Here is a 22,108-nt window from a genome sequence, read left to right on the forward strand (position 1 = left end):
AAAGGAGGGCAAAGTTTGAGAATACCTTTTGTTACAGCTCATTCAGGCTGCATGGGTACAAAGATGAATTCTATAGAATATCTTGTAAAGGCTATAAAATTAGGAGTAGACATAATAGAGGTTGATGTAAGTATTACTAAGGACAAAATACCTGTACTTTACCATGATGAATATGTAGATATAAAAGGGGAAAAGAAGAGGGTAAAAGACTTAACATACGAAGAATTAAAGCAAAATTTAATTAATTTACTATTGTTAGAAGAAGCCTTTGATTATATTTCATCTGAAGAAGTTTTACTAAACATAGACATCAAAGACTGCCTCGAATATGAGGTTATAATAGATACAATAGCCAAAAAAGATATGTTAGAAAAGGTGTTTATAACTGGTTGTGGAAGCAAGATAGCTCAAAAAATAAAAAAATTAAATCCTTTGATTCAAGTTCTTTTGAATATTGAAAAAGAAAATACAAAAGATTTCCAAAAAATATGTAACATAGCTGTTGAAAGCTTGTGCTGTGGAGTAAATCTGGACTATAGAATGTGTAGTAAAGAATTTGTGGATTTTGCATATAAAAGAGGTTTGATGGTATTTGTGTGGACTGTTGATGATATAAAAGCAATGCGTGAAATGATAAAAATGGGTGTGGAATCAATTACCACTAACAGAGTAAAAGAGTTAAAAGAAATATTAATAAGGGTGTGGAAAGAATGAAAAAAGCTTTATCTATAATTAAATACATCTTTCTTGTCCTGATACTTGTATGGACACTTTTTCCCGTGTACTGGATGCTGGTGAATTCTTTTAAAGACAGGGTTGAGATTTTTTCGCAGATTCCTACTTTTATTCCTAAAAATTTAACATTGGAGAACTATAAAAAACTATTTATAGACTTAAAATTCGGCACTACAATTTTAAACAGCCTTAAAATAGCAGTATTTTCTACTACTGTAGTCATTATTTTGGCTGCTTTGTCTGCTTATGCGATATCGAGGTTTAACTTCAAAGGGAAAAAAGCTTTAAACCTTTGGATCATACTCGTTAGAATATTTCCGCCTGTGGCCTTCGTAATCCCCCTTTATTTAATCTTAAGAAATTTAAATCTTTTAAATACCCACCCTGGTCTGATACTTTTATATATCACTTTCAATCTCGCTTTTGCAGTATGGATGCTTATAAATTTTATAAACGAAATACCAGTAGAAATTGAAGAAAGTGGAATGATTGACGGAGCAAGCCCTTTGCAGATATTTTTAAGGCTCATACTGCCTCTTCTCCTGCCGGGTTTGGGAGCAACAGCAATCTTCACTTTTATCACTTCGTGGAATGAATTTATGTTCGCATTGATTTTCCTGCAGTCTCCAAAGCTTGTAACAGTTCCTGTTGCTCTTTCAAGTCTTATAACTGAATACCTTGTACTATGGGGACCTATGAGTGCCGGAGGGATAATCTCTTTAATTCCCATACTTTTACTCGCTATTTTGATGCAAGATTACATCGTAAAGGGTCTAACCCTTGGTTCTATAAAGGGTTGACATAAAATCTTTCAAATTTTAAAGGAGGCATAAAAATGTTTAAGAAAAAATCAAGTTTAACCTTTCTTTTAGCCAGTTTGCTGATATTTTCAATTTTATTCTCTGGCTGTAAGAGTCCTACACAGTCATCCTCACAAACCAAAGCTCAGAATGCACCCTCAACAAGCGCGGCTAAAGGAAAAACTCCACCACAGATAACACTTCACGTAGCAGCAAGGGCAGGTAACATCTCAGATGCTTTATCAGAAATGGGCAAAAAGTATAAAGAAAAGACAGGTATCGACGTTCAAGTAGTTGGAATGCCTTATGATGAGCTAAAAGAAGCAATTGTTTTGGACATCAAAAACAAAGGTGGAGCCTATGACCTTGTAACTCTTGATGACCCATGGATGCCAGAATTTGGAGGAGGAAAAATCCTGACAAATCTTGATAGTTTCTTTCCCAACGGACTTGACAGCGATTTTGTAGAAAAGAGTGTGGCATTGGGGAAACACCCTTATAAAACAGGCTCTTTATATGCGGTTCCAATGGTAGGTAATGTAGAACTTTTTTATTACAGGCAAGACCTCTTAGATAAATACAACCTTACCCACCCAAAGACCTGGGATGATGTTTTAAAAATAGCTAAAACCATTACTGAAAAAGAAGCTCCGAATGTATATGGATATGTCATAAGAGGACAAAGAGGTAACCCTATAGTTTCAGATTTTCTACCAGTCTTCTGGGCGTATGGTGGAGAAGTCCTTGATACAAACAATGTTCCCCATGTAAACAGTGAAGCCGGCATAAAAGCCATGGAAACATATCTTAAACTAAAAAAATACAGTCCTAAAGGGGTAGAGACATTTGATACTGACCAAATCGCCAATGCGCTCACTCAGGGTCAGGTAGCAATGACAATTGCATGGCCTGCTTGGGTATCAAAGGTGGACAATCCTCAAAGCTCAAAGGTTGTAGGGAAAATCAACTTTTCTGTTGTTCCCGGTCAGGTTAAAGACTCTGCTGCCATGATTGGAAATTGGCTTTTAGGCTTACCCTCCACTTCTAACAATAAAGAGGAAGCAGTGAAATTTTTACAGTGGGTAACAAGTAAAGAGGTACAAAAAGAAATGGCGCTTAAATTTGGAGTACCTCCCACAAGAAAGAGTTTATACAGTGATAAAGAATTGGTAGATAAGTATAGATATTATCCTACTCAGCTTGATGCTCTTGAACATTCTGTTGCTAGACCAAGAAGTCCATATTGGAGCCAGATAGAGGATGTGTGGGGACTTTACCTTTCACAGATTGTAAGTGGACAAATAGGTATAAAAGAAGGCCTTGATAAGGCCAATAGTGAAATAGAAAAGATATTAAAATAACTGAGGAAGAGGTTCCCCATGAGCCGGGGAGCCTCTGTAAAAATTACTAAATGAGGTGATAACGTGAGAAAAGCTGAAAAGTCAATATATTGGTTTTTATTCCCGTCCATCTTTTTACTCCTTATATTTACATTCTATCCCACAATTTATGAAATTGCAACAAGCTTCTTTAAAATTGATTATATAAAAAACATAACAAAATTTGTCGGACTAAATAATTACTTGCAGGGAATTTCAGATCCATTGTTTATTATAGCGGTAAAAAACACCTTTTACTTTGTCATATTGGCTGTATTTTTTGAAACATTATTGGGTTTAATCTTGGCTCTGTTCTTTAGTTCATTAAAATCAAGATATGAGAAATTACTAAGGAGCATAATACTTATACCTATGCTACTTCCACCTATCACTGTAGCACTGACCTGGAAAATGATGTATGATTATAATTATGGAGTCATAAATTTTATCGTAGAAGTATTTGGTGGAAAAGCAATAGAATGGCTTAATTCACCTAAAATCGCCTTGTTTTCGATAATCTTGACAGACATTTGGCAGTGGTCTCCTTTTGCTTTTTTAGTAATATTTGCTTATTTACAATCTTTACCACAAGATATATATGAAAGTGCAGATGTAGATGGTGCTAATTATCTTCAGAAATTAAGGTATATTACTTTACCGCTGATAAAACCCGCAATATTTTTAACAGCTCTTTTAAGAACAATAGATACTTTTAGGGTGTTTGACAAGGTTTATGTGATGACGGGAGGCGGACCCGGCAATTCTACAGAGACCATAAGCTTTTATATATACAGAAATGCTTTTAGATATTTTCAAATAGGTTATTCCTCTTCCATAGCCATAATAATGGTTGCAATTGTGTTATTATTTTCCATGCCATATATAAGAAATCTCATGAAGTCTATCTCACAACAAACATAGAGTTAATTACACAATTAAGGATTTTAGCAAGTATATTATAAAATATCAATTATTAAGTAATTTAAGGAGGAATTTTTATGAAAAAATTGATAATTTCTTTAATGTTAATAGCGTTATTTCTTTTGTCTTTAGTCCTTACACACACGAACGCATATGCTATTGATGCGAATTTTTACAAACCTGCTGTATACTATCCCTACTTATGGAAGCTTGGAGGACCTAATCTACATGATAATCCAAATAGCATTCAACTCCCAAGTCTCTGCTTGCATTTTTTAAGCAGAGGCATTCTTTATAACCTATTTTCTGAACTAGAATTTAATATATATTCAGGAAATCCCATATTTTTACGTTACAATAGAAAACAGTTTTGTATGAATATATAGATTATACCAAAACATTACATTAATATCATCTTTTTAAATTATCATGAAATTCAGCAAAAATTCGCAAATTATTTTAATATAAAGTGAAAAATTACGTTGTAGACTAAGGGACCTTATCAATTTATTGAGGGTTTTATCCAAATGGTTAAACCACTGGAAGGATGCATTGGATATTATCAAATCATACATATCCTTTAAAGGCATCTCTTCGATATCCCAGCATACAAATTCCACATTGCTGTATTGTAGGATAGACTTTGCATGTTCAATCATCCCCGGTGCAATATCAACCGCAGTAACATAGCCTCAGGGAAATGCTTTGCTACCGCCCGGGTTACATATCCCGTACCGCAGCCGATTTTTAAGATATTTTTGAAGCGCATATTCTCATTTATAATATTTTTAACAAGAATATCACCCATCTTATTTTGGACCTGGCATATTTATCATAATGCTTTGCATTCAAGGTATGTACACAGTGTTTCAGAAATAGTAGATAAAAATGATGTAGGAGCATGTATAAAGCTTTTAGAAAAACTTCTTGAAAAATATAAATAAAAAATATCCGCATATTTTTGCGGAGATTTTATTTATAACGAAATGACGGATGAATCATTTTTGTTAGTATTTGTTATCCAGTTTATTATAAAAAATACTATTGTAAGTAGGAAAACAGTAGCTAAAACTATTGTCCAAAGAGAACCGAACCTAAATCTAAACATTATATCCCTCCTTAAAAGAGGATTTTAAATATAAGTCTGTCTTATTTTGTCTAACTTTATTGTATATTATTAAATAAAAATTATCAACATTTATTTTCAAAAGGCTGTTGTTATTTTGTGATAACAGACAAAAGGAACCGTCCCCTTTGTCCCTTTGTCCGCTCTTTGTCCGCTTAGTCCGTCCCTTTTGTATGATGATTTTTAACATAGATTTAACCTTAACTTAATAATTATATAACATTGTATGTGTATAATAATAATCGACAAGTAGATAAAAAACTTTGGTTAGATAAAAAGAGAAACCTTTAATTGGATTAATATATCAAAATAAAAGATTATTATTCTTATTAAAGGTTTCTTTATTTTAGTTAACTGGAGGTAAGATAATGAATATACTGCCTTTTTTTAAAATGCTTGAGAAATTTAAGCTCGTAGCAGCAGTTAAAGATGAAAAACATATAGAAAAAGCTTTAAATAAAAATTTAAGCGGTATTTTTCTTTTAACAGGTAATATTGGTGTAATTAAAAGATATGTTGATTTATACAAGGCACATGATATTCCAGTATTTGTACACATTGAAAGAATAGGCGGTATAAGTTATGATCAGGAAGGTTTAAATTTTGTTTCACATTATGTAAAACCGGATGGGATTATAACAACCAAAACAAATCTTATAAAAATAGCTAAAAAATTAGACTTAATAACAATTCAAAGATGTTTTTTGATAGATTCTGATGCATTTAAAAAGACTATTGAATTAACTAAGGAAGTAAAACCTGATTTTGTTGAACTTATGCCTGCATTAATTCCTGAAATGATAGAAAGACTTAAAAAGGAAATAAATTTACCTATTATTACAGGTGGGCTTGTTCAAAATAAAGAACAAATGACAAAAGCAATTAAAAGTGGTGCAATTGCTGTATCAACTGGAAATCCAAACTTATGGGATATAAGTTTTAAAGATTTGGAGGCGATTTGATGTATCAAATTGGGACAACTGTTGCAAAAAAGAAGAAAGAATATATAAAAAGTCATAAAAATGCAAAAACATTTATAAAAAATTTTAAAAATGGTATTGAACCATTTTTATATATTCTTCCGGCTGCTGTTATTTTTATTGCTTTTACATTTTATCCCTTTATAAAAACCATATATATTAGTTTATTTATAACAAATCCGCAAGGCGCTTTAAATAAATTTATAGGCCTGAAAAATTATTTAGATTTATTTACCTCTCCTGATTTTATAAATAGTCTTTATGTTACATTAAAATTTGTTATTTTAACAGTCCCTTTATCTATAGTGTTTGCTTTTATATTATCTGTATTTGGAAATATGAAAATAAAAGGAAGCGGTATTTTTAGAACTATATATGCAATGCCTATTTCTATAGCTTCGGCTTCAGCAGCAGTAATATGGACTATATTGTTTAACCATTCAATAGGTTTTATAAACTATTTTTTAAGCTTTTTTAAAATATCACCTATTGGATGGCTTAGTGACACACAGTGGGGAATAGTTGCTGTTTCTATTGTAACAATTTGGCTTAATATAGGTATGAATTTTATATTTTTGCTTGGTGGACTTCAGAGCATACCGAAAGAGTTATATGAAAGTGCACAAATCGATGGAGCAAATATATTAATAAAGCATCTGAAAATAACAATTCCGATGCTTTCTCCGACATTATTTTTTGTTATGGTTATAGATGTTATAAATGCATTTCAGCAGTTTGGAGTAATAAATATTATGACACAGGGAGGACCTGTAGACTCAACAAATGTAGTTGTTTATTCAATATACAGGGATGCATTTTTTAATTTTAGATTTGGTGTTGCAAGTGCAGAATCAATAATTTTATTTATTATAATGCTAATATTTACCCTTGTGCAGTTTAAAACAAGTGAGAAGAAGGTGTTTTACAGATGAGCATATTTAAATATGGCGAAACAATAAAAAAAACAAGTATATATTTTATAAATGTTTTGATAGGATTTATAGTAATTTTCCCTATTTTATATGCTATAATGATTAGCTTAATGCCTGCAAGTGATATTTTTCAATATCCTCCGCGCATAATACCTAAAGGACTTTATTTTGGAAATTATATTGATGCATTAAGGTCAGTACCCATACTCAGATTTATATTAAACAGCTTTTTTGTTTCAACAATTGTTACTATAGGACAGGTAATAACAGCAAGCCTTGCTGCATATGCATTTACGTATTTTGAATTTAAAGGCAGAAATCTAATATTTATTTTATTCCTTTCAACAATGATGATACCTGGTGAAGCTACTATTATTGCAAATTACCTGACGATTAGGTCTCTTAACTGGCTTGATACATATCAAGCACTTATAATTCCTAATTTAAGTTCTGCTTTAGGGATATTTTTAATGAGGCAATTTTTTTTGACAATACCTAAAGACTATTATGAAGCTGCACAATTAGATGGTTGTGGGAAATTTGAGTTTTTGATAAAAGTGTTATTACCCCTTTCAAGACCAGCAATAGGTTCTTTAGCAATTTATAGTTTTTTGATGACATGGAACCAATACTTGTGGCCTCTTTTGATAACTAATAGTGATAGTATGAGAACAGTGCAAATAGGTATTAGTATGCTTCAAATGTCCGAATCACAGTCTTTTGGTCTTATAATGGCAGGTGTTGTAATGATTATTGTTCCAACCTTATTAGCTTTTATAATTGGGCAAAAGCAGTTGATTGAAGGTCTTAGCGCTGGTTCTTTAAAGGGTTAATATAAAAAAATTAAGGAGGAAATAATTATATGATAAGTTTAAAAAGATTAATCTCAGGGTTTATTGTTTTTACACTTTTGATTTCTGTGACAGCTTGCTCTAACAGTCAAAATACAGCTTCAAATACTAAAAATGATACTACACAAAATAAAGTAATAGAAATCACATACTGGCATGCAATGGGTGGATCCTTAGGTGAAGCAGTTAATAAAATGGTTGATAACTTTAATAAAACACATCCAAACATTAAAGTAACTGCACAGTTTCAGGGTAATTATGATGAAGAACTTAATAAATTAAGAACTGCAGAACAGTCAAAATCAGGTCCTGATATTGTTCAAGTATATGATATTGGAACAAGATTTATGGTAGACAGTGGATGGGCAGTACCAATGCAAAAGTTTATTAATGCTGAAAAATATGATATATCAAAATTGGAGCCGAATCTTTTAGCTTACTATACAGTTGATAAAGAACTTTATTCAATGCCCTTTAATTCATCTACACCTATACTTTACTATAATAAGAAAGCATTTAAAGATGCAGGACTAGATCCTAATACCCCCCCTAAAAATTTTGATGAAATAGAACAGTTTAGCAAAAAACTCACGAAAAAAGATTCATCTGGAAAAGTAACGCAATACGGATATTCAATGGCCATATATGGATGGTTTTTTGAACAGTTTATGGCTAAGCAAGGGGCACTTTATGCGAACAATGGAAATGGGAGAGATAAAAGAGCTACAGCCGTAGTATTTAATGATCAGGCTGGTCAAAACATTATAAATTGGTGGAAAAAGTTAGTTGATGAAGGTATAGCGGGGAATTTTGGTAGAAATTATGACGACACAGTAAATGCATTTACTGCTGGGCGTACTGCAATGTTTATAGCTTCAACTGCAAGCTTAAAGCAAGTTTTAGATGGTGTAAGCAATAAATTTGAGGTAGGCACTGGATTTTTACCTGCATTAAATAATAGCAAAGACGGTGGAGTTATTATTGGAGGAGCATCATTGTGGATACTTAATACAAGGTCAGAAGAATATCAAAAAGCAGCGTGGGAATTTGTAAAATATATGGTTGCTCCAGAACAGCAGCTTTTCTGGCATCAGAACACAGGATATTTTCCTGTAACAAAAGCTGTATATGATATGCCAGAAATGAAAACACACCTTGAAAAATATCCTCAATTTAATACAGCAATTAAACAGCTTCATTCAACACCTATAAATAGAGCTACAGAGGGTGCATTAATTGGAGTATTTCCAGAGGCTAGACAAACCGTAGAAAAGGCGATAGAAAAAGTCCTACAAAAACAGGTAGAACCAAAACAGGCTCTTGATGAAGCTGTGAAAAGCATAAATAGTGCGTTAGAAAAATATAACCAAACAATAGGAAAATAAAAAACTTTGAAGTGTCATTTTTATCAATTTTTACTAAATCTTGATATTTAGAGTTGTTTTTATTTTTCTTAATAGTCAAATTACTGCTTTTATGTCTAATATTTATTTTATATGTAGATAAATTGAAATCAAAAACAACTACAGAATAAGATTTCAGGGGATAAATATAAAATATTTCCCCTGAAATTTAAACATATTAGCCATAGAAGTTGTCAAAAATATTTTAAATAATATTAAGGAGATTAAAAGATGGCAGATGTTATTTTTAAAAATGTTTATAAGAGATATGACTGTGGGGTTACAGCTGTTAAAGATTTCAATCTTGACATAAAAGATAAAGAATTTATTGTGTTAGTAGGTCCATCAGGCTGTGGTAAATCAACAATTTTAAGAATGATAGCTGGACTTGAGGAAATAACAAGTGGAGAATTATATATTGACGGAAGGCTTGTTAATAATATTCTACCAAAAGACAGGGATATTGCTATGGTATTCCAAAATTATGCTCTTTATCCACATATGACAGTTTATGATAATTTGGCTTTTAGTTTAAAGCTAAGGAGAATACCAAAAGCAGAGATTGACATAAAGGTTAGAGAAGCTGCTAAAATTTTAGGTATTGAGGAATATTTAAATAAAAAGCCAAAAGTTTTATCAGGCGGACAGCAACAGAGGGTTGCTTTAGGACGTGCGATAGTGCGTAATCCAAAGGTATTTTTAATGGATGAACCTCTTTCTAATCTTGATGCTAAATTAAGGGTGCAAATGAGAACAGAAATATCTAAAATTTATGACAGACTTAAAACGACTTTTATATATGTTACGCATGACCAGACAGAAGCTATGACAATGGGTTCAAGAATAGTTGTCATGAATGAAGGAGTTATCCAGCAAGTAGATAAACCACAATTTATATACGAGAATCCTGCAAATTTATTTGTAGCAGGCTTTATTGGAAGTCCTAAGATGAATTTTGTTGATGCAAAGCTTGAAAAGAAAAATGGTAAAGTATGTGCAAATTTTAAGGATTTTAGTATTGTGCTTCCAGAGTTTATTTTAAAGAAACTTAAAGACGAAAGATATATTGGAAAAGATGTGGTGCTTGGTATAAGACCTGAAGATTTATATGTAGATAAATATTCTGAAAGTGTTGTTGAAGCAAAAGTAGAAATAATAGAATTTATGGGTGCTCTAACATATTTATATCTTAACCTTAAAGGAGATGTGCTGACAGCAAAAATTGATTCAATGTCTACAATAAAAACTGGAGATGTTATAAAAATTGCTTTTAATCCAAACAAATTAAACTTTTTTGATAAACAAACAGAAATATCAATTTTAAATAGCTAAAGGGGTTATATTGTTTTAACTTTTGAATATTAGCATAAAATTTTAGGAGGCGTGGTTATGAAACCATTAGTAATTGCTCACAGAGGAGATTCTAAAAATGCGCCGGAAAACACACTTTCATCTTTTAAAAATGCTTTAGAAATGGAAGCTGATGGTATTGAGATGGATGTTCAATTGACAAAAGATGCACAACTTGTAGTTATACATGATGAAAGGGTTGACAGGACTACAGATGGAATTGGCTTTGTAAAAGATTTTACTTTAAAGGAGCTTAAAAGATTGGATGCTGGTATAAAATTTGACAAAAAGTTTTCAGGGGAGAGAGTACCTACTTTATATGAAGTTTTTGAGCTTATTGGAAATAAAAATTTTCTGTTAAATATTGAAATTAAGAGCGGAATTATGCTTTATTCAGGGATCGAAGAAAAACTTGTAAAAGCAATAAAGGCTAATAAGTTTGAAGATAGGGTAATTATATCTTCTTTTAATTATAATAGCTTAAGAGATATTAAAATAATTGCACCAGAATTAAAAACTGGGCTTATTTGTCAATGTGGTATTGTAGAGGCATGGCATATGGCAATTAATATGCAAGCTTTTTCACTTCACCCTTTTTATTTAAATATAAGACCTAATATAGTTGAAGCCTGTAGGAGAAATAATATAAAATTGTTTCCTTGGACTGTAGATAGAAAAGAAGACATGGAAATAATGATAAATGATGGAGTAGATGGAATTATCTCGAATAACCCTGGGGCTTTAATAAATCTTTTAAAGAAGAAAACTAACATGTCTTAATATTGCATTCCTTATTTTTGTATACGTAGAAAAACACTCTCCGAATCTCTATATATTAACTTATATTAGTTAACTTTTCACCTTCCGATATTGTTAATCTTTAAAAAATTAAGCTTGCTAAATTATTATATATTTCATATTCACATAAAAAACTGCATTTCATTGCAGTTTTTTATGTGAAACTTATTATTATAATTTTATTATTTTAATCTATGCTATATTTTTGTTCTTTTTAAATGATGTAGTATTATAACTTAATAATTGCGAGATTAGCTCGGAACTAAATCCCATGCTTTTTAATTGGTATTTAGCCCATATTTGATTCCCAGTATCTCCGTTCTTTAAAAGCATTAATAGATACTCAGCTTCATTAGCCCATATTTTTGTGCCATTGCTGATATTTGGAGATTTTCTTAAATATTCTAAATAATTTATTTCTTTTGCAAATAAATCACTTGTTGGTTCTATTATTACGTTCGTTCCAGTCATGGAAGCTGGCGAAATTCTTCCATCCGTACTTACCATTATGTTTTTTTGTGCTTTAATTGCATCTATAAATGCATCCCTTACTAATTTCTGTGTGTCAATATAGCTTTTTGCAACATCCGGATCTGTAAATCCTTTAAAGCCATCTCCTCCTGTACCCATGAAGTTATTTGTTGCAACAATATATTTTTTATTCATATCAATAGGAGTACCATCAGATTGTCTCATATCAAATACTCTTTGCATTGATGGTTTAGATGGGTCATATTTAAATGTAAGTCCTGAAACTTGTATGCCTTTGCCATTATCTTGGACAGCCTGTTCGAGTACCTTTTTAACTTGAGAGCCTGTCATACTCATTGTGACAATTGTGTTATCAAATGGCATGAGTGTGTATATTGTCCCTAATGTAATATTGCCTTTGGGAATATCTATCCTCAGTCCTCCATTGTTTCCAAATCCAAAGTCTGCTTTAACAGCATTTTTTATAACCTCTGATGTCCAATTGCCAAGGTTAGAATCGCCATACGGTTTGGCAGATTGTGTTCTTGTCAAGTTAACATCTGCTGTGCCTATGACCTGGTCAAATATAGGTGATATTTCTTTATTTGCTTCGTCAACAATTTTTTGGACATCAGGATATACTATAGGCGTTTTTGTATTATATAGATTGTAATCATTAAAATATTTCATATCACCTGTCGAAATTGTTCCGTCAGGATTCAAAGTAATTTTTAAATCTATATAACCATATCCGGCATTATTTGCTACACCGATAGGGATTCCATTTACTTTTGTTGTAACTATTGTATGTGTATGTCCGCCAAATATTGCATCTACACCTTTTACTTGATTTGCAAAGTCTATTAAATTTCCGCTTGTGGCGCCGGATTTGTCAGTATATGCACCCATATGTGCTAATACGATAATTATTTTTACACCCTCGTTTCTTAACTTTTGAGCCAAATCATTTACTATAGGTGCCGGATCTTTGAAATCTATATCTTTGATGTATGCGGGTAATATTATGTTCGGGAATTCCTTGTTATCCACAATGCCAATTATGCCAATTTTTACTCCATCTTTTTGAAGTATTACATATGGTTTTGCGTATGTTACAGGTTTACGCGTTGCTTTGTCATATACATTAGCTGCTAAAACAGGTATTTGTGAATCCTTTAATGTCGCGTTCTGTATATTTATTATTTTATCTAATCCCCAGTCATATTCGTGATTTCCAAGTGCCATTGCATCAAAGCCTATACTATTCATCATTTGTATTATGGGTTTGCCATATAAAACATTTGAAATCGGTGTGCCTTGGAACATATCACCGCCTGATAGGATAATTGTATTAGGATTTGATGCTTTTATATCTTTTATTTGTTTTGCAAGGACTGCACCTCTTTGTTGTTTTATCGGAGTTCCATCATTTAGTTTACCGTCATCAATAAGATGTCCATGGAAATCAGTTACTTCGATAAAGTCAAATGTCTTTGATGCTGCTGCAAAAGTGGTCTGTGGTATACTTGAGACAAGCATGCTGACAACCATGATAAAAGCAAGGAATAAACTTAAGATTTTTCCCTTATTATTGGACATTTAAAATCCTCCTCTTTTTATATTTTATTAATTAAGAAATAAAAAAAGATGTTAGAAATGAAATTTCTATCAAATAAATTATAAGATATGTTATTTAGAGTAATGTTAAGCCTATGTTAAGCCTGAGTAAATTATATGTAAATTTCCTCTTGAACTTATATTGATAAGCATGTCAGTAATCCTTATTTTTTGTTCTAAAAAATAACAAATAGAATAAATTTATATATGAAAAGGCATATTAGAGCTTGCCTTGAAAATCAAAAATACATTAAGAAGAATATAAAAAAGGATGGATAGAATTGTTTAAAATAGTAAGAAATTTTATAAATCTAATTATGACTGCAATATTTTATTTGATAATAGTAACAACCATTTTGTTTATTATATTTACAGTAGTTAAGGTTTATTCAAATAATAAATCAAGCAATGAAATTGTTACAAGTAAAAATACAGATGAAGTTTATGGGAAAATTATAAACATAGAATCTAACAGCAAAAAAACCAATAAAGATTCTCATTCCTTTAATGTGGATATAAAAATTTTATCTGGAAAATTTAAGGGGAAAATAATCACGATTCCTAATCTTGTTGTAGGATTTATTAGCAATTCCCAAAGCAACAATCAGGAGTATGCGAAACTTGGAGATGAAGTACTCGTAAATCTAAATCAAGATGCTGATGGGAATATAAAGGATGCCTATATATATGAAATTGTAAGATATAAATATTTATATAAATTGAGTTTATTTTTTTTAATTTTATTAATATTATTTGGAGGTATAAAAGGTTTTAAATCAATTATTGCATTACTTATAACCGGATTTGCTGTAATAAAAATTCTTATACCATTAATACTCAATGGTTATAATGCAATATTAACAACTGCTATAATTTGTATTTTGCTGGTCATAATAAATCTAATTATTATAAATGGTTGTAATAAAAAAACATTATCAGCTATTATTGGTACTTCTGGTGGAGTACTTATAGCTGGTGCAATAGCATTTTTTTTAAATTCAGTAATTAGGGTGAACGGTTTTACAGATGAAGAGATACAATCAATGATTAATATAACACAAAATCAAAATATTAATTTAACAGGAATTTATTTTGCGGGTCTTATTATGGGTGCTTTAGGTGCGGTGATGGATGTAAGTATGTCAATAGCATCTGCTGTATATGAAATAAAAGCAATAAGACCTAAGATATCCGTAATAGAACTAATTAAATCCGGTATGAATGTCGGTAAAGACATTATGGGAACCATGACCAACACATTAATTCTTGCTTATGTTGGAGGGTCCATGTATATAATAATTATGGTTTTACCATATATAAACACGCTTTCTACTGTTATTAATCAGGATATTATTGCAGCAGAGATATTGAAAACATTAGCCGGAAGTATCGGCTTAATTATTGCTATTCCTCTTACAGTGATTGTATCAACATTTTTAAGCTTAGATTGAGGTACTAAGGAGACGTTTTGTTTGTCATAAGTATTTTGGTTGCTGTATACAAACTGCTTTTGATATTTATCTCGAAAAACAAGATGGAAAAAATAGATGGTGAATGTTATAATTATGAATATAAAAAAGAAAAAATCTTTAAGAAAATGGATGGGAAGATACATAAAATTAAAAATGATTTAATTTTTGGGAGGTTTTACAATGGAAGAAAACAATCAAAAATTATGCATTATAGACAGATTTGAAGGTGACTTGGTAGTAGTTGAATACGGAAATAAAACGTTCAATTTTCCAAAAGAACTTTTGCCTGAAAATGCAAAAGAAGGTGATGTAATTTCATTTAAGGTTCAAATAAACGAAAAAGAAACAGGAAATCGCAAGAAAATTATAGAAAATCTTGCAAAAGATTTATTTGTAGATGAATAGGAGGTATGTAACAGCTACCTTATTTCCGACAAACCTTGACAAAAAATAATAAATATAATATAATGAATATATGGAATTATTAACTATAAGCAAAGCAGCAAAGAAATTAGGCGTCCATCCCAACAGCCTGCGCAACTGGGAGAAGCAGGGTTTAATCAAGCCCATCCGTTTACCTAGTGGTCAGCGCCGGTACTCCATAGACGAACTCAACAGGCTTTTGCAGTCTGGACAGCTAAACACCGGGCAGGAAGACGTCGTTCTGTATGCTCGGGTGTCCACCAAAAAGCAGGCGGATGCCGGCAATTTAAACAGGCAACTGGAAAGGCTGAGGCAATATGCGATCGAGTCAAATTACCGTGTCGTTGCCGAGTTCACCGACGTAGCCAGTGGCTTAAATCAGAAGCGCCGCGGATTGACGAATGTACTTAAGCTGGCTGAGCGTGGTGAGTATAAGAAGCTCATTATCGAATATCCCGACCGGCTTGCCAGATTTGGGTATTTGTACATTGAACGGCACTTGCACTACTGCGGGGTAGAGATAATTGCCACAGCTGAGAAAGATTCGGAAGACACACAATCCGAGTTGGTCAGGGACTTATTGGCGATAATCACGTCTTTTTCAGCCAGGCTGTACGGCGCCAGGGGTGGTAAGAAGATAAGGCAGGGTTTCCGGGAACTGATAACGGGGGTGAAGTCAGATGAAGAAAGGGAAAAAGAACAAAAATAAATCGTACAGCCCTGACGATGGTAAAAATACCGTCTGCGGCGAATTTTTCCCGGAGGTCTATCCTGCTTTCCGTTCTCAAAAGTGGAGCCGTGGGATGGAGGACCCACTAAACACCGAGATGCGGTTGTTCTGCTCCTGCACGCGCTGGGCGTTCAACCGGCTGCAAGAAGATAAATCACGGGAAGAACTAAAAAAAGAAGGTCAGCAGGTATTTGGCTTAAATTCACGATGCTGTGATGACGCCATACTGAAGGCTAAAGCTATAACCGAATCCCAAAAAGAGCTTTTAAAGCTGGAAATAGAAGAAACAAAAACAAAATTAGCCCGTGCAAAGAAAAAACTCAGACAGGCAGAAAAAACCTTAGACGAAGCCATTAAGAAAAATGATCCGGCAAAAATCGGGAACCACAAGCACACCGTACATGGTCGCAAAGCCAGAGTAAAAAAACTATCTGACAAACTATCCGAACTGCTCTCTCACCAGGACAACAGCACCATACCAACAGTAGTCTTTGGCGGTCGTTCTTTGTGGAAGAAAGTTTGCAAAGGCAAGGTTTCGGCAGAAGAATGGCGTAAGGCACGTCAAGATAGGTTATATTCCCGTGGTGACAAGACCAAAGGCGGCAACCCGAACATCAAGATAAACTTATCCCACAGAGAATTCTTCTTATCAGTGACCATTTCTCATCTGTCTAAGCAAAAAGGTACGGATATTAAAGGCAGACCCATAATGACCAGAGCGCCCCGTGTAGAAGGAAGGCTCTGGTTGCCGGATAAATACCGTTCAAAGGTGTATGAGTTACTTTTATCCGGCGCACCCTATACTGTGGAACTTATCAAAGGCAAGGATGCTAAGTACAGGGTACATATCAGTTTCGTCTTAACACCACCTGATTTAGCAACCAATCCCGACTATGGATATTTAGGTATGGATACCAATCCTGACGGTATAGCACTTGCCAATGTCGGTTATACCGGTCAACCAGAACCATGGACAAAGAATTTTAACGTACCATACCCAAAAGCACTGCACAAGTTTGCTGGAGAGTTTCAGGTAACAGTGCATCCAAATGGTTTTCTTTATATCAAGATACCTGAACTGGCAGAAAGCCGTGGTTTCCGACGTACGTACTTAGTCGGTGTGTTAGCCAAGGTAGTAGTAGACATCGCCAAAGCTTTACGTAAACCCATAGCCCAAGAAAAGCTGGAGTTCGGGAAAGACCGCCTGGATACCAACAAAAAATTCAACCGCATGGCAGCCAATTTCCCTTTTAAGAAGATGGTCGAAGCTGTCATACGCAGGGCTTTCAAGGAAGGAGTAGGTATAAAGCAGGTTTGGCCGGCACACACGTCAACCATAGGTTACTGGAAGTACATGCAGAAGTATGGCATAATAATACACCATGCCGCAGCATTGGTAATAGCCCGTCGCGCAATAGGTTTCAAAGAGCGTATTACCAATGAATTAAAGCAGAAAATTCAAGTTTTTAAAGAGAAGCTGAATCAAAAGGCAAATTCCTTGCCTGGGGAAGGAAGAGGGATGACCCGAAAGGTGAAGCAGCTCTTCAAGAAACTGGACGGAAAGATTCTTACTTACAACGGTCTGACCCGTTTTAAACAGGAATCATTCTATTCCGTCTGGCGTGACTTGAAGCAGCTTGCTTTATCAAGTAGGTGACCCCGTTTAGCCGGAGTCCGGAAACAACCGGCAGGTCGCATTTAGCAGATCGCGGGAGGCAGAGCAGTAGACTTTCGCTTAACGGTTAACGCAAGTTGCGCCCGTAAAGCACCGTTCTCCCGTCCGGGTGGGACTCCCGGGACTAAGGTCTCCCTGTCACCCCAGGAAAAAATTTTCATGGAGGTGTAAAGCCTGGTCATGGGGAGGCCGGGTTTACAAAAATTAATTATTGTGAACTTTGTGAACTTTTTTGAACCAGGAAATATAAAATGCTGAAAAAGAAATTATCTTTATTGCTTTTTGTCTTTGTTTTAATATTTACTTTTACCGGTTGTTCAAACACAGCAAATATTCAAGAATCGTCCAAAACAGCACAGACACATAAAGCAAATGATAGCGTGAGGCAACAAGCAAATACACAGGGAAATAATCAAACGTCTATATCTGGTAAACTTACCGTAAGCTTTATAGACGTAGGACAAGGCGACAGCGAACTTATACAAACACCTTCAGGTAAAACAATGTTAATAGATGCCGGAATACCGGAAATGGGAAGCAAAGTCGCAGACTACATAAGGAACCGTGGTGTAAGTAGAATAGACGTACTTGTCGCTACACACCCCCATAACGACCATATAGGAGGCATACCTGCTGTAATAAGTAATTTTGATATAGGCAAATTTTATATGCCGAAAGTCACAACAAATACAAAGGCATTTGAGAATGTTCTAACAGCAGCAAAAAATAAGGGGCTTTCAATAAACGTTGCAAAAGGAGGGGTAACTCTTGATCTCGGTTCAGATATAAAAGCAGAAATGATTGCACCTAATAGTCTACATTATGATAAGTTAAATAACTACAGTGCGGTAATTAAAATAACATACAAAAACATGTCATTCCTGTTTACAGGTGATGCAGAGGGAGAATCAGAACAGGAAATGCTTAATAAAAATTATAACTTAAAAGCGGACGTGCTTAAAGTAGGACATCATGGAAGTTCAACAGCAAGTACATTACCATTTTTAAAAGCAGTAAGTCCTAAGTATGCAGTTATATCATGCGGTAAAAACAATGACTACGGACATCCGCATAAAGTAACAATGGAAAAGCTTAAAAATGCAGGCATTACTGTATACAGGACAGATGAATGCGGTACTATTGTTGCAGTAAGTGACGGAAATAACATAAGTTTTAATGTTAATCCGGGAGATTATAAGTATGGCAGTCAATTTTAAGAATAGAAAAACAGAAGTGAATTTAACATATATTTAACTTTTAAAAATCTAATCTTCATTGTATAGTAATCTATTTTTTGATAAAATTTATATAGTAATTGAAGACAGAGAAGGGGAAACTAAATGAGACGAATAGGTATAATTGATATTGGTTCAAATACCATTAGGCTTATAATTGTTGATTTACATGATGATGGGTCATTTAAATTAGCCAATGAATTAAAGGAAAGTGTCAGGCTTGGAAGGGGACTGAACAAAACAAATAGATTAAAACCTGAAACCATGAAGAAAGCTTTACAAACAATTGGAGTTTTTAATGATTTTTGCTCAATTTATAAGGTGGATAAAATAATAGCGGTTGCTACTGCTGCAGTAAGAAATTCGGAAAATGGAAGGGAATTTATAAATACATTAAAGCTAAAGACTGGAATTGAAATCAGTATTATATCAGGTAAAAAAGAAGCATGGCTTGATTATTATAGCGTTATAAATACAATGGATATAAAAAATGCCTTGCTTATTGATATAGGCGGAGGCAGCATAGAAATTTTAAAGGTAAAGAACAGGCAAATAAAAAATTATATAAGTTTACCACATGGCGTTGTTACTTTAACAGAAACTTTTTTATTAGATGACCCTCCTAAAATTGAGGGTATAAAAAAATTAGAAGAATTTTTAGGAAAACAAATCAATAAATTGGATTGGATTAAAGATAAAGATATCAATACATTAGTCGGTATTGGAGGTACAGTAAGGACTATTGCTAAGATTGACAGAAGGAAAAAGTTGTATCCAATAAATTTAATACATAATTATGAAATGTATTCCGCTGATATTGATAATATTTTAGGATTAGTAATAAATAAAACGGTTAAAGAGCTAAAAAAGATACCTGGTCTATCAAGTGAACGTTCGGATATAATTTTGGCAGGTTTAATAACAGTAAAAGAAATTTTAAAACATACCGGAATAAGAAAGATAAAAATCAGTGGAAACGGTATAAGGGAAGGTATACTATATAAGAATATTTTAAATGACGATAAAATACTTGTTGATGTTTGTACATACAGTGTTTACAATATGATGAAGTATTATAATGTAAATGAGTATCATGCCCAAAATGTAAAACAACTTGCGATATGTCTTTATGATAATCTAATAAATCTCCATAGATGTGAAAATGAATACCGTGAACTTTTGGCTATTGCATCCCTTCTCCATGATGTAGGTCTAATCGTGAATTTTTATCATCATAATATTCATAGTGGATATATTATATTAAATAATGGTATAAATGGGCTTTCACATAAAAAAATATTAAAATGTGCTCTAATGACGATAATGCATGAAGGTAATGGATATGAAAAAATTATAAATGAGTATAAAAGCATGTTAACAATAGACGAGCTTGAAAAAATCCGCAAGATGGGATCGATTTTAAGAATCGCTGAGGGACTTGACATAAGTGAACTAGGGAGGGTAAATATAATTTCATGTGAAGTTGGGAAAACAGATGTTTTAATAGACCTGAAATCAAATGATGGGATTATAGAGTTAGAAAAATTCAGCGTAGATAAAAATAATGACATATTTCATAAAGTATTTAAAAGGAATATAAAAGTAATAGGGAGAGATTAGTGTGTTAAGAAATTTAATAAAAGAAATGCTCAGCAAATTCCATAAGAATGATTTAGGGGTGGTAGGTATGAATAATGTGTTTAATGATTGTAAGAAATATAAAGGGAAACTTTTTATTGTTGAGGGATGCGATGGTTCCGGTAAAAGCACTCAGCTTTATTTATTGAAGAGATATCTTGAAGATAAAGGTTATCCGGTATATTATACTGAGTGGAATTCATCAGAAGTTGTTAAAAAAGCTACTAAAACAGCTAAAAAGAAAAATCTTTTGACACCGACGACTTTTTGCCTTATACATGCTTCAGATTTTGCAGACAGATATGAAAAGCAGATATTACCGCATTTAAGGGCTGGCTATATAGTTTTAGCTGACAGATATATATATACGGCATGGGCAAGAGATGTAGCGAGAGGTGTGGATTTGGAGTGGGTAAAAACAATATATAATTTTGCAATAAAGCCAACAGCTGCTTTTTATTTTAAGGCTCCATTAGAAATATCTATAAGCAGAATATTAAATGGAAGGGCTCAGTTAAAATTTTATGAAGCAGGTATGGATTTAAAGTTAAGTAATGATATTGAAGAAAGTTTTAAAATTTTCCAAGGTTTAGTAAAAAAACAATATGATTTGATGTCGGGAAGAGAAGAATTAATTGTAATAGATGCAACGTTAAAGATAGAATCTCAGCAAAAAATTATGAGGAAATATGTTGATGAATTTTTAAAAGATTATAAAATTCCTGATTATTTACGAATAATAAACGAAGATAATGTTATCTAAAGGGGGATTTACAGTGAATGAAACAAAAAAGTTTTATGGTAAAGGACTTGCTAATATAAATGCTGATGAATTGATAGGTAAACTAATTGTGATAGAAGGTGCCGACGGTTCAGGAAGGTCAACACAGGTTGAATATTTAAAGTTATGGCTTGAAAGGGAAGGTTACGCTGTCCTGAATACAGGTTTAAAAAGGTCATCAATACTTGGAGATACTATTGATAAAGCAAAGAAAGGAAATGTGCTTGGAAAAACAACATTAGGTCTTTTATATGCAACAGATTTTGCTGATCAATTTGAAAATATAATCATTCCCGCACTAAAAGCCGGAATAATTGTATTAGTAGATAGATATATATTTACTTTAATGGCAAGAGATATTGTAAGGGGTGCAAAGAGAGAATGGGTCAAGGAAGTCTTTAGCTTTGCATTAGTTCCGGACCTTATTTTTTATTTACAGTTAGAGCCGGAATATTTACTTGGAAGAGTCTTTAAAAAACGTGGGCAACTTGATTATTGGGAATCCGGAATGGATTTAGACATATCAAGAGATATGTTTGAAAGCTTTCATAAATATCAAGGATTATTAAAAAAGGAATTTGATACAATGGCACAGGAATACAATTTCAAAATAATTGATGCCAAACAAGATATTATGTCAATTCAAGAAACATTAAGAAAGGATATAATAGAATTTTTAAATAATGATAAAAACTAACAAATATAAATTTGGATAAAGACATTATGGAAAATATGACCAATACCTTAATTCTTGGTTATGTTGGAGAGTAAATATTTTTAAGTTCAGGTTA

At 32.9% G+C, this 22,108-nt stretch carries 20 protein-coding genes; 18 read left to right on the forward strand and 2 right to left on the reverse strand.

Annotation, left to right across the window (positions count from 1 at the left end; translation table 11 throughout):
- The first annotated feature begins 15 nt into the window (after positions 1-15).
- The 4 genes from AC0LWJ_RS10340 to AC0LWJ_RS10355 all read left to right on the forward strand — a co-directional run bounded on the left by AC0LWJ_RS10340 (position 16) and on the right by AC0LWJ_RS10355 (position 3,835).
- Positions 16-714: a glycerophosphodiester phosphodiesterase gene (locus AC0LWJ_RS10340; protein WP_474239982.1), complete on the forward strand. Its 699-nt coding sequence runs from the start codon at positions 16-18 to the stop codon at positions 712-714.
- Positions 711-1,535 carry a carbohydrate ABC transporter permease gene (locus tag AC0LWJ_RS10345; RefSeq protein WP_474239984.1) on the forward strand — a complete coding sequence of 275 codons (825 nt, stop codon included), beginning with the start codon at positions 711-713 and terminating at the stop codon, positions 1,533-1,535. Before AC0LWJ_RS10340 ends, AC0LWJ_RS10345 begins: the two co-directional genes overlap by 4 nt.
- Positions 1,536-1,570: 35 nt before the next feature.
- On the forward strand, positions 1,571-2,896 hold the full coding sequence (locus AC0LWJ_RS10350) for an ABC transporter substrate-binding protein (protein ID WP_474239986.1): 1,326 nt from the start codon (positions 1,571-1,573) through the stop codon (positions 2,894-2,896).
- A 63-nt stretch (positions 2,897-2,959) separates the two neighbouring features.
- The gene (locus AC0LWJ_RS10355) at positions 2,960-3,835 is read left to right on the forward strand and encodes a carbohydrate ABC transporter permease (protein ID WP_474239988.1); all 876 of its coding nucleotides are present in this window, start codon (positions 2,960-2,962) and stop codon (positions 3,833-3,835) included.
- A 419-nt stretch (positions 3,836-4,254) separates the two neighbouring features.
- On the opposite strand, the gene AC0LWJ_RS10360 is transcribed toward AC0LWJ_RS10355, so the two are convergent.
- The gene (locus AC0LWJ_RS10360) at positions 4,255-4,494 is read right to left on the reverse strand and encodes a class I SAM-dependent methyltransferase (RefSeq protein ID WP_503031438.1); all 240 of its coding nucleotides are present in this window, start codon (positions 4,492-4,494) and stop codon (positions 4,255-4,257) included.
- An 835-nt stretch (positions 4,495-5,329) separates the two neighbouring features.
- On the opposite strand from AC0LWJ_RS10360, the gene AC0LWJ_RS10365 reads away from it, so the two are divergent.
- The 6 genes from AC0LWJ_RS10365 to AC0LWJ_RS10390 all read left to right on the forward strand — a co-directional run bounded on the left by AC0LWJ_RS10365 (position 5,330) and on the right by AC0LWJ_RS10390 (position 11,257).
- The gene (locus AC0LWJ_RS10365; protein ID WP_474239990.1) at positions 5,330-5,923 is read left to right on the forward strand and encodes a glycerol-3-phosphate responsive antiterminator; all 594 of its coding nucleotides are present in this window, start codon (positions 5,330-5,332) and stop codon (positions 5,921-5,923) included.
- On the forward strand, positions 5,923-6,873 hold the full coding sequence (locus AC0LWJ_RS10370; RefSeq protein WP_474239992.1) for a carbohydrate ABC transporter permease: 951 nt from the start codon (positions 5,923-5,925) through the stop codon (positions 6,871-6,873). The genes AC0LWJ_RS10365 and AC0LWJ_RS10370 overlap by 1 nt, the downstream gene beginning before the upstream one ends.
- Positions 6,870-7,706: a carbohydrate ABC transporter permease gene (locus AC0LWJ_RS10375; RefSeq protein ID WP_474239994.1), complete on the forward strand. Its 837-nt coding sequence runs from the start codon at positions 6,870-6,872 to the stop codon at positions 7,704-7,706. The genes AC0LWJ_RS10370 and AC0LWJ_RS10375 overlap by 4 nt, the downstream gene beginning before the upstream one ends.
- A gap of 29 nt (positions 7,707-7,735) precedes the next feature.
- Positions 7,736-9,109, forward strand: coding sequence for an ABC transporter substrate-binding protein (locus AC0LWJ_RS10380; RefSeq protein ID WP_474239996.1), 1,374 nt, complete (start codon positions 7,736-7,738; stop codon positions 9,107-9,109).
- Between the two features lie 249 nt (positions 9,110-9,358).
- The gene (locus AC0LWJ_RS10385) at positions 9,359-10,459 is read left to right on the forward strand and encodes an ABC transporter ATP-binding protein (RefSeq protein WP_474239998.1); all 1,101 of its coding nucleotides are present in this window, start codon (positions 9,359-9,361) and stop codon (positions 10,457-10,459) included.
- A gap of 57 nt (positions 10,460-10,516) precedes the next feature.
- Positions 10,517-11,257 (forward strand): glycerophosphodiester phosphodiesterase, encoded by a 741-nt coding sequence (locus tag AC0LWJ_RS10390; RefSeq protein WP_474240000.1) that lies wholly within the window; start codon positions 10,517-10,519, stop codon positions 11,255-11,257.
- Between the two features lie 210 nt (positions 11,258-11,467).
- Here the strand turns inward: AC0LWJ_RS10390 and AC0LWJ_RS10395 are convergent, their stop codons facing one another.
- Positions 11,468-13,345 (reverse strand): bifunctional metallophosphatase/5'-nucleotidase, encoded by a 1,878-nt coding sequence (locus AC0LWJ_RS10395; RefSeq protein ID WP_500861905.1) that lies wholly within the window; start codon positions 13,343-13,345, stop codon positions 11,468-11,470.
- 299 nt (positions 13,346-13,644) lie between these two features.
- Here AC0LWJ_RS10395 and AC0LWJ_RS10400 point away from each other — a divergent pair, with 299 nt between their 5' ends.
- From AC0LWJ_RS10400 to tmk, 8 genes are all read left to right on the forward strand, one after another.
- Complete coding sequence (locus AC0LWJ_RS10400; RefSeq protein WP_474240002.1) at positions 13,645-14,814, forward strand: YibE/F family protein; 1,170 nt, start codon at positions 13,645-13,647, stop codon at positions 14,812-14,814.
- 201 nt (positions 14,815-15,015) lie between these two features.
- Positions 15,016-15,240, forward strand: a complete 225-nt coding sequence (locus AC0LWJ_RS10405; RefSeq protein WP_474240004.1) for a DUF3006 domain-containing protein — start codon at positions 15,016-15,018, stop codon at positions 15,238-15,240.
- A gap of 70 nt (positions 15,241-15,310) precedes the next feature.
- Entirely contained in the window at positions 15,311-15,967 is a 657-nt protein-coding gene (locus AC0LWJ_RS10410; protein ID WP_503031439.1) for an IS607 family transposase, read from the forward strand.
- Positions 15,939-17,645 carry an SSO2105 N-terminal domain-containing protein gene (locus AC0LWJ_RS10415; protein WP_503031440.1) on the forward strand — a complete coding sequence of 569 codons (1,707 nt, stop codon included), beginning with the start codon at positions 15,939-15,941 and terminating at the stop codon, positions 17,643-17,645. Before AC0LWJ_RS10410 ends, AC0LWJ_RS10415 begins: the two co-directional genes overlap by 29 nt.
- A gap of 269 nt (positions 17,646-17,914) precedes the next feature.
- Positions 17,915-18,880 (forward strand): ComEC/Rec2 family competence protein, encoded by a 966-nt coding sequence (locus tag AC0LWJ_RS10420; protein WP_474240133.1) that lies wholly within the window; start codon positions 17,915-17,917, stop codon positions 18,878-18,880.
- A gap of 123 nt (positions 18,881-19,003) precedes the next feature.
- Complete coding sequence (ppx, locus tag AC0LWJ_RS10425) at positions 19,004-20,518, forward strand: exopolyphosphatase (RefSeq protein WP_474240135.1); 1,515 nt, start codon at positions 19,004-19,006, stop codon at positions 20,516-20,518.
- A gap of 1 nt (position 20,519) precedes the next feature.
- Complete coding sequence (locus AC0LWJ_RS10430; protein WP_474240137.1) at positions 20,520-21,299, forward strand: dTMP kinase; 780 nt, start codon at positions 20,520-20,522, stop codon at positions 21,297-21,299.
- Positions 21,300-21,312: 13 nt separating this feature from the next.
- The gene (gene tmk, locus AC0LWJ_RS10435; protein ID WP_474240139.1) at positions 21,313-22,014 is read left to right on the forward strand and encodes a dTMP kinase; all 702 of its coding nucleotides are present in this window, start codon (positions 21,313-21,315) and stop codon (positions 22,012-22,014) included.
- The last annotated feature ends 94 nt before the right edge of the window (positions 22,015-22,108 follow it).

It is taken from the genome of Aceticella sp. 75b-Ac, from assembly GCF_056032965.2.

Bases quoted from the DNA above. Each gene is read 5' to 3' on its own strand.
- ppx (WP_474240135.1), top strand. From the start codon at position 19,004: ATGAGACGAATAGGTATAATTGATATTGGTTCAAATACCATTAGGCTT.
- AC0LWJ_RS10395 (WP_500861905.1), bottom strand. From the start codon at position 13,345: ATGTCCAATAATAAGGGAAAAATCTTAAGTTTATTCCTTGCTTTTATC.
- AC0LWJ_RS10360 (WP_503031438.1), bottom strand. From the start codon at position 4,494: ATGATTGAACATGCAAAGTCTATCCTACAATACAGCAATGTGGAATTT.
- AC0LWJ_RS10380 (WP_474239996.1), top strand. From the start codon at position 7,736: ATGATAAGTTTAAAAAGATTAATCTCAGGGTTTATTGTTTTTACACTT.
- AC0LWJ_RS10345 (WP_474239984.1), top strand. From the start codon at position 711: ATGAAAAAAGCTTTATCTATAATTAAATACATCTTTCTTGTCCTGATA.
- AC0LWJ_RS10415 (WP_503031440.1), top strand. From the start codon at position 15,939: ATGAAGAAAGGGAAAAAGAACAAAAATAAATCGTACAGCCCTGACGAT.
- AC0LWJ_RS10420 (WP_474240133.1), top strand. From the start codon at position 17,915: ATGCTGAAAAAGAAATTATCTTTATTGCTTTTTGTCTTTGTTTTAATA.
- AC0LWJ_RS10365 (WP_474239990.1), top strand. From the start codon at position 5,330: ATGAATATACTGCCTTTTTTTAAAATGCTTGAGAAATTTAAGCTCGTA.
- AC0LWJ_RS10410 (WP_503031439.1), top strand. From the start codon at position 15,311: ATGGAATTATTAACTATAAGCAAAGCAGCAAAGAAATTAGGCGTCCAT.
- AC0LWJ_RS10375 (WP_474239994.1), top strand. From the start codon at position 6,870: ATGAGCATATTTAAATATGGCGAAACAATAAAAAAAACAAGTATATAT.
- AC0LWJ_RS10385 (WP_474239998.1), top strand. From the start codon at position 9,359: ATGGCAGATGTTATTTTTAAAAATGTTTATAAGAGATATGACTGTGGG.
- AC0LWJ_RS10390 (WP_474240000.1), top strand. From the start codon at position 10,517: ATGAAACCATTAGTAATTGCTCACAGAGGAGATTCTAAAAATGCGCCG.
- AC0LWJ_RS10350 (WP_474239986.1), top strand. From the start codon at position 1,571: ATGTTTAAGAAAAAATCAAGTTTAACCTTTCTTTTAGCCAGTTTGCTG.
- AC0LWJ_RS10405 (WP_474240004.1), top strand. From the start codon at position 15,016: ATGGAAGAAAACAATCAAAAATTATGCATTATAGACAGATTTGAAGGT.
- AC0LWJ_RS10370 (WP_474239992.1), top strand. From the start codon at position 5,923: ATGTATCAAATTGGGACAACTGTTGCAAAAAAGAAGAAAGAATATATA.